Origin of the sequence: Mycoplana azooxidifex (assembly GCF_014196765.1) — a bacterium.
In the GTDB taxonomy this organism is placed as follows: Bacteria; Pseudomonadota; Alphaproteobacteria; order Rhizobiales; family Rhizobiaceae; genus Mycoplana; species Mycoplana azooxidifex.
The window spans coordinates 88,527-100,035 of the sequence record NZ_JACIEE010000010.1 but is presented as its reverse complement, the minus strand read 5'-3'; the positions used below and the strand labels follow the sequence as shown (position 1 = coordinate 100,035).

Genomic DNA, 11,509 nt, shown 5'->3' with positions numbered 1-11,509 from the left:
ACATGGCGAACCAGGACCAGGACGACGAAGGCAAGAAGAAGCCGCCGCTCGTATTGACCATCGCGATCGTCGCCGGCCTCAGCGTCGCGGCCGGCGGCGGCGGCTGGTTCTTGGGCAACTTGCTTGCCCCACCCCCGGCCGAGCCCGAGGTTGCGGCTGCGGCAACCGTGACGGAAGCCGGCACGGCCGAGGACGGCGGAATTCCGCGCCTCGCCACCGAAGCCAACGGAATCGTGGCGCTCGAGCCCTTCACCAGCAATCTTGCCTATCCCGCCGACAACCTCGTGCGCATGGAGATTGCGCTCGCCTTCAACGGGCTTCCGGATCCCGTTATTGCCGAAGCGGTCCACCAGGACATCATGGCCTACATGCGCACCGTGTCGCTGCAGCAGATCCAGGGGCCGCGCGGCTTCCAATATCTCCGGGACGACCTGAAGGAGCGGGTTGACCTGCGCTCCGAAGGACGCGTAACCAACATCATGTTCCGGACCTTTGTGATCGAATGATTCGATTTTTCACGACGACCTTTGTTGCCATGATGGCGATGACCAGCGTGGCGCTTGCCCAGCAGACGCCGGCGCAATTGCTCACCACCCCGATCGACGGATCGGTCGCCTCCTGGATCATCCGCACCTTCGGGCTTTTGACCGTTCTCTCGGTCGCGCCGGGCATCCTGATCATGGTGACGAGCTTCCCGCGCTTCGTGATCGCCTTTGCGATCCTGCGCTCCGGCATGGGCCTCGCGACGACCCCGTCCAACATGATCCTGGTCAGTCTCGCCCTGTTCATGACCTTCTACGTCATGACGCCGACGTTTGACCGCGCCTGGGAGACGGGTATCCAGCCGCTGATTGCCAACCAGATCGACGAGGGCGAAGCGGCGCGGCGGGTTGCCGAGCCCTTCCGCGAGTTCATGACCGCGAACACGCGCGACGAGGACATGCAACTGTTCATCACGCTTGCCCAGGAGCGCGGCCAGACGGTGCTGGTGGACGGCAAGGTCGATTTGCGCGCCGTGATACCGGCCTTCATGATCTCGGAAATCCGGCGCGGCTTCGAAATCGGCTTCCTCGTCGTGCTGCCTTTCCTCGTCATCGACCTGATCGTCGCCACCATCGTCATGGCGATGGGCATGATGATGCTGCCGCCGACCTCGATCTCGCTGCCCTTCAAGATCCTCTTCTTCGTCCTGATCGACGGCTGGAACCTGCTCGTTGGCAGTCTGGTGCGCTCGTTCCAGTAACGGTAGCGCAGGCACCCCACCTTCACCACAGGCACGGCGTCTCTCCCGACCAACCGGCCGGCGCCGCGGTTTCCGCATGGATGCTTTCGCTTGCGGAGAGACTGATTCCCGACAGGTCGCTCCGGCCGGGGAGCGCGCCCGCGGTGGTGCGCGCGAGGGCGCGCGCTTGACTTCCTACTGGATCGGCGTCGTGCGGACGGGCAGGGCGGGCACGTCGAAGTGGTCGGGGTCCAAACCGCTTCGTGCGCGATCGCGCATCATCTCGTAGGCTGCCTCGAGGTGGAGGCGGAAGCGCTCCGAATCGAACAACGGGGCGACGAGGCGGTTCTGTTGCAGCTTCGCCCGGCACGCCGCCAGGCTCTCCGGGTTCTCGTAGCAGGATACGGCAAGATCGACATAGGCGTCTTTGTCCTCCGCAACGAGCTCCGGCAGGTTCATCGCATGCAGCAGGCTCTCGCTGACGCGCGAGGCGAAGTTGGTGCCCTTGACGGTGATGACGGGCAGGCCGCCCCAGAGCTGTTCCGATGTCGTGGTGTGGCCGTTGACCGGGAAGGTGTCGAGGCCGACGTCGGCTGCCTGAAGACGATTGAGGTGCTGCTCGTACTCCATCTTCGGCGTGAACAGAATTCTCTCCGCCGCGATCTTCTCGCTCTTGAACTTCTTCAGGATGTTCTCCCGCGACCGCTCCGACACCGCCAGCAGCAGCAGGCTGCTCTCGGGCGAACGCTTGAGGATCCGCGCCCAGAGCTCGATCACCTCGGGGGAGATCTTGCGGTTGTGGTTGAAGGAGGCGAACAGGAACCTGTCCTGTGGCAATGCGAGATCGGCCCGGCCTTGCGGGCGCAAGGGCGGACGGTTGGTCGAATCGTTGGGCTGATACGTGTCCGGAAGCCTGCAGAATTTCTCGTGGTAGTGCGGCTTGGACGAATCCGGCAGGACGTGGCGGTCCCCGATCACGTAGTCGAGATCGATGTTTGCGGTCGAGCCGGGAAAGCCGAGCCAGGCGACCTGGATCGGCGCTGCCTGATGGTTGAGGATCCCGGGCCGGCCGTCCTTCGTGTGGCCCTTGAGGTCGATGAGAATATCGACCTGGCTTTCGCGTATCGCCGATGCCGCTTCCATGTCCGACATGTCGGCCACCCGCACGATCCCGCCCCAGGCGCTGCGCTCTGCGTCGTTCATTTGCAGCAGGCGGGACGGCGTGTAGCAGAAGAGCGTGATGTCGAACTTGTTCCTGTCGTGCCGTTCGAGCACGCTTCGCAGCAGTTTCATCGTCGCGTGATCCGACCAGAGATCGGATGAAAGATAGCCGATCCTGATCTTGTCCGACCAGGCATGCCTCATGGCCCGTCGAAGAGTAGTCGCGTTCTCCGGGAGTGTCGGTAATTTGTAGGTCGCAAGCCGGTTTGTTCCCTCATCCCCGCACCAGTGCAGATTTGGCCACGGCCCTTCGTGGTCAAGGAAACCGAGGTTGCCGCTTTCGATTGCCGCCATGATGATCGGCTCGTGCCTGGCGATGGCCTCGTAGTCGTTCAGTTCCCTTGCCATCTGCAGGTAGATGGAGCGAACGACATTGTTCCCCGGGATTTTCTCGAGAATCTTCCGGGTTGTAACAAGGTCGTTTTCATTGCCCAGCTCGTTGGTCAGGAGTTGGCTGGCCAGGACGAGATGCTGCGGATTGGCGCTCGCCAGCAACGGCTTCCGTATCCCCTCGAGAATGTCGCGTTCGCCGCGCTTGAGGAAGATCGTCGCCAGGACGTAGGCCACATCGGGGTCGGACGGCGCTTTCTCGAAAAGCCGCTTGGCGGCGACGAGCGCCTCATCGTCTCTGCCGCCTTCGAAATGAAGCATCATCGCCTTCCGGCGATATTCGGTGGCGTTGGCATCTTCCTGATCGGCGGCCATGTCGAAGACCATGGCCGCGTCGGATTTCATCCCCACTTTCAGCATGGTCCTGGCAAGAAGCGCGTAGGTCTTGCCGTCCCTCTGGACCTCAAGCAGCTTGTTCAGCACCGAAAGGGCCTGTCCGTATCGCCCTTTCTGATATTCCTTTGATGCGGCGGCGAATGAGATGGTCGTGGACAAGATGCGACGCTCCGTTTGAAAGACATCCTGCAGGCAGTGACGCGGGTTCGCGCCTTCGGCCACGTTGGGGATTGGCGACCTATAGGGAATGAAGCTTGCGTGTATCCGTCCTCTCGCGGGCGCGCAGGCGCGGATGATGCTGGCCATGGTCAATTGTAGCCTGAATTAGACTTACAATTTTAACCATATAAACTTGCGGACCATTAACTATAGATTTTGGGACGCGGCGCGAAAACCGCGAAATTAATCAACGCGAAAGCTTTGGGCGAGATATTCCTTCCCGACACGACAGGTTTGGTTTCTCAACCCAAATAATGAAACCAAGTGGCATGAAGTCGATCCGTCGTCGCCGGTAGGATTAAGGGAGCCCGGCATGTCCCCACAAAGTATTTCGTTCAAAGGGACAAACGAATATGGCAAGCATTCTCACCAACGCTAGCGCAATGTCTGCTCTCCAGACCCTGCGTAACATCTCCAGCAACCTGGAAACCACGCAGAACCGTATCTCCTCGGGCCTGCGCGTCGGTACCGCAACGGACAACGCCGCCTACTGGTCGATCGCAACCACCATGCGCTCCGACAACGGTGCACTCTCTGCTGTCAGCGAGGCAATGGGCCTCGGCGCCGCCAAGGTCGATACCGCCTATGCCGGTCTCGAATCCTCGATCGACGTCATGCAGGAGATCAAGAACAAGCTGGTCACTGCCCAGGAATCTTCGGCTGACAAGTCCAAGATCCAGGAAGAAATCACCCAGCTGCAGGACCAGCTGAAGGCGATCGCCGACGCCTCCTCCTTCTCCGGCGAAAACTGGCTGAAGGCTTCCGTCAGCGCGACCAACGGCGCCAACGTCGCAACGGCTGAAACGGTCACCAAGCAGGTCGTCGGTTCGTTCACCCGCGACTCCTCCGGCAACGTCAAGGTTCAGTCCATCGACGTCGACTTGGACACGAGCAACGTGCTGTTCGACACCAGCGGCAACAAGATGGGCATTCTCGACCAGGACGCCCTGCAGGCTGATGTCGCCAAGGTCAACGGCAGCTACTACACGGCCGTCGACTCGACGGTTGTCACCGACGCATTCTCGGAGAACGCCGACGGCATCTGGACCGATGGAACCGACTTCTACATCAAGGCCGACGAGAACAAGTGGGTCGAGGTCACGAGCGCGACCGACAAGACGGTCACGGCAACCGAGCAGACCACGATTGCGAACGTCTTCGCAGCCGGCACATCGGTTTCGGAATTCGACATCTCTGACATGGATGCCCTGAAGGGTGCTCTCGGCGACGCGACCATGACCGATGCGGATGCCATCGACCGGATGATCAGCCACATCGACGGCCAGCTCGAAGCAGCCACCAGCGCTGCTGCCGACATGGGTTCGGTCTCGATGCGCCTCGACCTGCAGGAAGAGTTCGTTTCCAAGCTCTCGGACTCCATCGAACGCGGCGTAGGCCGTCTGGTGGATGCCGACATGAACGAGGAATCGACCCGCCTCAGCGCCCTGCAGACGCAGCAGCAGCTCGCCATCCAGGCGCTCTCGATCGCCAACAGCGACTCGCAGAACATCCTGTCGCTCTTCCGCTAAGACAATGGCGGCTCCCGGAAACGGGAGCTGCTTCTTCTACCCCGGCATGGCGGTGACTTTCCGCTGTGCCGGCAGTGCAAGGAAAGATGGATCGATGCCGGGGAGGCTGACCCCCGTCACAGATCGTCAGGAAGCCGCATCCGGAAACGGGTGCGGCTTTATCGTTTTTTTAAGCAAGTTCTGACACGCGCACGGGCGCGCAAAGGTTGCAAAATTTTTTGAAGGACACCGCCTTTCTCGTTGCTCTTAGCCCTTCTTTAACCATCCTGCGATTATCTAGGGCCATCGAAGCGACGGGTTAACCCCAAGCATAATAAAGGGTTAACAAGCATGATGTTGACCGTCGTTCGCCGGTAAAACCGGAATGTCCCTTCCTAGTCAGCCATTAAGGGGCAATCAACTATGACGAGCATTCTCACCAACATCGCAGCCATGTCCGCTCTCCAGACGCTGCGCTCCATCAACTCCAGCATGGAAGAAACCCAGGCGCGCGTTTCTTCGGGTCTGCGCGTTGGCGAAGCCGCCGATAACGCAGCCTACTGGTCGATCGCAACGACCATGCGTTCGGACAATGGTGCACTCTCCGCCGTCCAGGACGCTCTCGGCCTCGGCGCCGCCAAGGTCGACACCGCCTATGCCGGTCTCGAATCCTCGATCGACGTTATCGAAGAGATCAAGAACAAGCTCGTCGCCGCCCGCGAAACCGGCGTCGACAAGTCCAAGATCCAGGAAGAAATCACCCAGCTGCAGGGTCAGCTGAAGTCGATCGCCGACTCCGCTTCCTTCTCCGGCGAAAACTGGCTGAAGGCCGCCGTCAGCGCGACCGCCGGTGCGGATGTCGCAACGGCTGAAACCGTCACCAAGCAGATCGTCGGTTCGTTCACCCGCGACTCCGCCGGCAACGTCAAGGTTCAGTCCATCGATGTCGACCTGGACTCGAGCAACGTGCTGTTCGATACCAGCGGCAACAAGATGGGCATTCTTGACCAGGACGCCCTGCAGGCTGACGTAGCCAAGGTCAACGGCAGCTACTTCACGGCCGTCGACTCGACGGTTGTCACCAGCGCCTTTGCCGAGAACGCCGACGGCATCTGGACCGATGGAACCGACTTCTACATCAAGGCCGACGAGAACAAGTGGGTCGAGGTCACGGGTGCAGCCGACAAGACGGTCACGGCGACGGAGCAGACCACGATCGCCACCGTCTTCGCATCCGGTACGTCTGTCTACGAGCTCGACATCTCCGACCTGGACGCCGCCCGGACCGCCCTGGGCGTCGCCACGCTGACCGACGAGGACATCATCGACCGGTTGATCAGCCACGTCGACCGCCAGCTCGAAGCAGCCACCAGCGCTGCCGCCGACATGGGCTCGGTCGCCATGCGCCTCGACCTGCAGGAAGACTTCGTCTCCAAGCTGACCGACTCGATCGACTCGGGTGTCGGCCGCCTGGTGGATGCAGACATGAACGAGGAATCGACCCGCCTCAGCGCCCTGCAGACGCAGCAGCAGCTCGGCATCCAGGCGCTCTCGATCGCCAACTCCTCTTCGGAAAACATCCTGTCGCTCTTCCGTTAATCGCAAACGGTTCGATAGATCGAAAATCAACTGGCCGCGCCTCGAAAGGGGCGCGGTTTTCATGTTCCGGAGGCAGAAAATCGCTGGCGCTACACCAAGATCGGTAAACCCTGTTTAACTTTCATTAACCATGTTCGCATTATCTGGTGCCATCGAAACGATGGGTTAACCAAGACGAAGAACGGGTTAACGGGCATCAGGCCATTCCATCGTTCCCGGCAATCCCGGGATGTCCCTTTTCAAATCAGCCACTGAAGGGGCAATTTTCCAATGACCAGCATCTTGACGAACAATGCGGCCATGGCCGCACTCCAGACACTCCGCTCTCTCGACGACAGCATGGAAGAAACCCAGGCGCGCGTCTCCTCCGGCCTGCGCGTAGGCACCGCCTCCGACAATGCCGCCTACTGGTCGATCGCAACGACGATGCGTTCGGACAACGGCGCGCTCTCCGCCGTCCAGGACGCCCTCGGCCTCGGTGCCGCCAAGGTCGACACTGCATATGCCGCGATGGAAAGCGCGGTCGATGTGGTCACGGAAATCAAGAACAAGCTCGTTGCCGCCCGCGAAACCGGCGTCGACCGCAGCAAGATCCAGGAAGAAATCCAGCAGCTTCAGGACCAGCTGAAGTCGATCACCGACTCGGCATCCTTCTCGGGCGAAAACTGGTTGAAGGCCGCCGTCAGCGCGACCAACGGCGCCGATGTCGCAACGGGCGAATCGATCGTCAAGCAGGTGGTCGGCTCGTTCCTTCGCGACTCCGCCGGCAACGTCAAGGTCCAGTCCATCGATGTCCCGCTGGACAGCGGCAATGTGCTGTTCGACACCAGCGGCAACAACATGGGCATCCTTGACAAGGACGCGCTGCAGTTCGACGTCGCCAAGGTCAACGGCAGCTACTACACGGCCGTCGACTCGACGGTTGTCACCAGCGCCTTTGCCGAGAACGCCGACGGCATCTGGACCGATGGAACCGACTTCTACATCAAGGCCGACGAGAACAAGTGGGTTGAGGTCACGGGTGCAGCCGACAAGACGATCACGGCAGCCGAGCAGACCACCATCGCCAACGTCTTCGCTGACGGTACCTCCGTCTACGAACTCGACATCGCCGATCTGGATACCGCAAAGACCAATCTTGGTGATGCAACACTCACCGACGAAGATGTCATCGACCTGCTGATCAGCCACGTCGACCACCAGTTGGAAGCCATCACCAGCGCCACCGCCGCACTTGGCTCCATCTCCATGCGCATCGGCATGCAGGAGGACTTCATCTCCAGGCTGACCGACTCGATCGACAGCGGCATCGGCCGCCTCGTCGATGCGGACATGAACGAGGAATCGACCCGCCTCAGCGCTCTGCAAACGCAGCAGCAACTCGGCATCCAGGCGCTTTCGATCGCCAACACCGCATCCGAAAACATCCTGTCGCTCTTCCGTCAGTAAGCGGCGCCCCCGGCTAGGGGCGGCTTCGTCCCGCGCTGAAGGAGAAACCCCGCGGTTCCGAAAGGAGCCGCGGGGTTTGCTGTTGCGGCCGGAAATGCCCCGATTTCGGCGTGCGCCCATGCGCCGGGTTCTGCCGCATGCCAAAATCTGGGCGCTGCGACCCCAGGCATGCCTTGCGCCAGGCTTGCGCGATTGTCGAATGTTTACGCTTTCTCAACGAACCTTCCCTGCTCATCGACGGCGTTAACTTTTTGTTAACCATTCGGCCGTTAAGCATTCGTTAAGAATGATGGACTGTCGCCCAGGGCAAACGGTTGGCGACAGCGCGCATGACGCGAATCCACCGTTGCCGGTGCTCTCACTCCGGCCTGCAATCTCTCTCCGAGACAAGGCATAGACGATGGCTAGCATATTGACCAACGCGGCCGCGATGGCGGCGCTGCAAACCCTCCGTTCAATCGATCGCAGCTTCGAAACCACCCAGGCACGCGTCTCCTCCGGTCTCAAGGTAGAGACCGCCGCCGACAACGCCGCCTACTGGTCGATCGCGACCACCATGCGCTCGGACAACCGCGCGCTCGCGACCGTTCAGGACGCGCTCGGCCTCGGCGCTGCCAAGATCGACACCGCCTATGCGGCCATGGAAAGCGCCATCGAGGTCGTCCAGGAGATCAAGTCCAAGCTCGTCGCCGCCTATGGCGTCGGCACGGACCGGTCCAAGATCCAGGAAGAAATCAACCAGTTGCAGCAGCAGCTGAAGAGCATTTCCGAATCGGCCTCCTTCTCGGGCGAGAACTGGCTGCAGGAAGATATCAGCGACGTCACGGGCACCACGGCGACGCCTGTCACGGTCACCAAGCAGGTCGTGGCCTCCTTCATCCGAAACGCGTCCGGCACGGTCGGCGTGACGACCGTCGACTATCCGTTGAACGAGGACACCGTCCTGTTCGATACCGGCGGCGGCAATCTCGGTATCCTCGACAAGCTGGCGATGAACGGCACAACGTCGCTCGACTTCTCCGTGGTGACGCTGGACATCACCGATCTCGGCACTGTCGCCCTGCAGCTCGACATCGCAGAACCGCCAGGACCGCACGACGATGTCGACGCCCTGGACGCAATGACCCAGTTCGTCGATGAGCAGCTCGAGGCCATGACGAGCGCCGCCTCGAGCCTGGGCTCGATCCAGAGCCGCATCGACATGCAGGAGGATTTCGTCGCAACGCTGATCGACACGATCGATACCGGCGTCGGACGCCTCGTGGACGCGGACATGAACGAGGAATCGACGCGACTGAAGGCGCTGCAAACCCAGCAGCAGCTGGCCATCCAGTCGCTCTCGATCGCCAATACCAACTCGCAGAACATTCTCCAGCTGTTCCAGCAGTAACAGGCAGTTCGGCACGTGGATCGTGTTGCGGGGCCACTTTGGTCCCGGCGATCGCACGCGCATCCAGACCGGGCGCCGAGGTCAACGGCGCTTCGGGATGCTTGGGCCGCGCGACTTGCCCTGGCGCGGCCCAAGACCTTCCGTCCGGCCCTTCATCCTCGCACAAGTTTGACCGTCTAGCTTCGCAACCTGCAGTCAGGAAGATTGTGCGCCGGCAGCCGTATCCGGCCGGCGCGAAGTCCAAGGAGACATGGCAGCTGTGTGGAAGCGTGGGAATGAATCGGGGCAGGGGGCATGGTCGGGTTGCAGGAAGCGCGCCGCCTCGTCTGCGCTGCGGACGGGCACGTCGAAGGACGCGGCGCGATGAGTTTGCAGCTTGCAAGATATCTGAAGGATTTCAGCGAGCCGCGGCGGCCGCAGCCGTCCTTCCTGCATGACGGTGCATTCGCCCGACCCGGAAGTCTCGCCGAGGAGCCCGCGTTCGATTTGTCCGCGCCCGAACCCCAGATCGACGTCGAAGCGGAGCGCGAGCAGGCCTTTGCCGCCGGACGTGCCGAAGCGGAAGCAGAACTCGGCGCCCGCCACCAGGCGGAGATCGAAGGACTGCGCAAGGCCCACGCGGCTGAAATCGAAGCGCTGCGCGATCACCTCGAGAGGCACTCGGCGGCCATGATCGCCGAAAGGTTCACGACGATGACCGATATGCTCGCCGATCTCGTGGCGAGCCAGGCGGCAAACGTTCTGGCGCCGGTGCTCGACGAGGTGCTAGCCCGGCAGGCGGTCGCGGATCTGGCGACGATGATCCGTGCCGGTCTTCCGGAAGGAGACGGCATCGTCGTGACGGTCAAGGGCCCGTCGCATCTGTTTGAACAATTGAAGCTGCAATTCGTGGAAGGCGCTCCGATGGTCCTGCGACACCTGGAGGCGGACGATCTCGATCTTGCAGCGGAGTTCGGGGACACGGTCCTGGTGACGCGGATGGCGGCCTGGGCTGATACCGTACGCAGGGTGCTGGCATGAGCGAAGGCGAAAATCACCACAACGGCAAGAACGAGATCATCATCGTCAAGCGGTATAGCGATCACGAGGGCGATCACCACGCCGCCGCCTGGAAGATCGCTTACGCGGACTTCATGACCGCGATGATGGCGTTCTTCCTCGTCATGTGGCTGATCAATGCGGCGAACGAGGAGACCAAGGCCTCCGTCGCTTCCTATTTCAATCCGATCAAGCTGACTGATGACAAGCCGGCGGACAAGTCTCTCAAAAAGCCCGGAAAGCAGGCCGAGGGAGAGGACACGCAGGACAAGTCGAACAGCGACGGCGAGAAGCAGTCGCAATCCCATGGCGCCGAGCAGGGCAAGCAGCAGAGCACGACCGCGGGCGACGAAAGCCAGTATTCGCAGGCCGATTTCTTCCAGAACCCGTATTCCGTCCTCTCCGAGATCGCCCAGGAAGTCGGGCAGCAGGCCAATGTCAGCGCGAAGGGTGACGGCGGCGCGTCCGATGCCGGTCCGGCGACCGGCGCTGCCGGCGGCGAAGCCTATCGCGATCCCTTCGACCCGGACTTCTGGACGCAACAGGTCGAGATCAGCCAGGCGACCAGCGCCGGTAGCGAAAGCGTATCGACGCCGGCAGAGACCGCCAGCGCCGACGCGGCCGGAAAGCCGGAGGACGCAGCCGGCAAGGACGCGGCCGACGCCGCCAGGCAGGAAGCCGACGCGAAGGAACTGCAGCAGGAGATCGTGCAGAACATCGGCTCCCTCGGCAAGCTCGCCGAAGGCCTGACGGTGACGCCTTCGGAAGGCGGGCTTCTCGTCAGCCTGATGGACCAGTCGGATTCGGCGATGTTCACCGTCGGATCGGCACTACCGAACAAGGAGATGGTGATTGCGATGGAGAAGATCGGCAAGATCCTCTCCGAGCGGGAAGGCGCGGTCGCAATCCGCGGCCATACCGACGCTCGTCCGTTCCGTGGGAACGGCGACAACTGGCAGCTTTCCTCGGCGCGCGCCCAGAGCGCCTACTACATGCTGGTCCGTGGCGGGCTCGACGAGAAGCGCGTCAGCCAGGTCAGCGGCTTTGCCGACCGCCGCCCGCAGGTGCCGGAAGATCCGATGGCGGATGCAAACCGCCGCATCGAGATCCTCATCCAGGCAAACGAGGGCTAGCGCG

9 protein-coding genes are annotated in these 11,509 nt (G+C 61.7%); 8 read left to right on the top strand and 1 reads right to left on the bottom strand.

All coding sequences use genetic code 11. From position 1 onward, the window contains the following. Positions 1-2 precede the first annotated feature (2 nt). A complete protein-coding gene (locus GGQ64_RS22150) occupies positions 3-506 on the top strand; it encodes a flagellar basal body-associated FliL family protein (protein WP_183807515.1) in 504 nt (167 codons plus the stop codon). After that, complete coding sequence (fliP, locus tag GGQ64_RS22145; RefSeq protein ID WP_183807514.1) at positions 503-1,243, top strand: flagellar type III secretion system pore protein FliP; 741 nt, start codon at positions 503-505, stop codon at positions 1,241-1,243. Before GGQ64_RS22150 ends, fliP begins: the two co-directional genes overlap by 4 nt. Before the next feature lie 174 nt (positions 1,244-1,417). Here fliP and GGQ64_RS22140 read toward each other — a convergent pair whose 3' ends face one another. Continuing rightward, positions 1,418-3,328, bottom strand: a complete 1,911-nt coding sequence (locus GGQ64_RS22140; RefSeq protein ID WP_246422848.1) for an O-linked N-acetylglucosamine transferase, SPINDLY family protein — start codon at positions 3,326-3,328, stop codon at positions 1,418-1,420. A 413-nt stretch (positions 3,329-3,741) separates the two neighbouring features. Here GGQ64_RS22140 and GGQ64_RS22135 point away from each other — a divergent pair, with 413 nt between their 5' ends. The 6 genes from GGQ64_RS22135 (at position 3,742) to GGQ64_RS22110 (ending at position 11,505) form a co-directional block, all read left to right on the top strand. Continuing rightward, positions 3,742-4,917, top strand: coding sequence for a flagellin N-terminal helical domain-containing protein (locus GGQ64_RS22135; protein WP_183807512.1), 1,176 nt, complete (start codon positions 3,742-3,744; stop codon positions 4,915-4,917). A gap of 402 nt (positions 4,918-5,319) precedes the next feature. After that, a complete protein-coding gene (locus GGQ64_RS22130; RefSeq protein WP_183807511.1) occupies positions 5,320-6,495 on the top strand; it encodes a flagellin N-terminal helical domain-containing protein in 1,176 nt (391 codons plus the stop codon). 270 nt (positions 6,496-6,765) lie between these two features. After that, on the top strand, positions 6,766-7,944 hold the full coding sequence (locus tag GGQ64_RS22125; protein WP_183807510.1) for a flagellin N-terminal helical domain-containing protein: 1,179 nt from the start codon (positions 6,766-6,768) through the stop codon (positions 7,942-7,944). A 400-nt stretch (positions 7,945-8,344) separates the two neighbouring features. Next, on the top strand, positions 8,345-9,334 hold the full coding sequence (locus GGQ64_RS22120) for a flagellin N-terminal helical domain-containing protein (protein ID WP_183807509.1): 990 nt from the start codon (positions 8,345-8,347) through the stop codon (positions 9,332-9,334). A 294-nt stretch (positions 9,335-9,628) separates the two neighbouring features. After that, positions 9,629-10,354 carry a hypothetical protein gene (locus tag GGQ64_RS22115; protein WP_246422847.1) on the top strand — a complete coding sequence of 242 codons (726 nt, stop codon included), beginning with the start codon at positions 9,629-9,631 and terminating at the stop codon, positions 10,352-10,354. After that, positions 10,351-11,505: a flagellar motor protein MotB gene (locus tag GGQ64_RS22110; RefSeq protein ID WP_183807508.1), complete on the top strand. Its 1,155-nt coding sequence runs from the start codon at positions 10,351-10,353 to the stop codon at positions 11,503-11,505. The genes GGQ64_RS22115 and GGQ64_RS22110 overlap by 4 nt, the downstream gene beginning before the upstream one ends. The last annotated feature ends 4 nt before the right edge of the window (positions 11,506-11,509 follow it).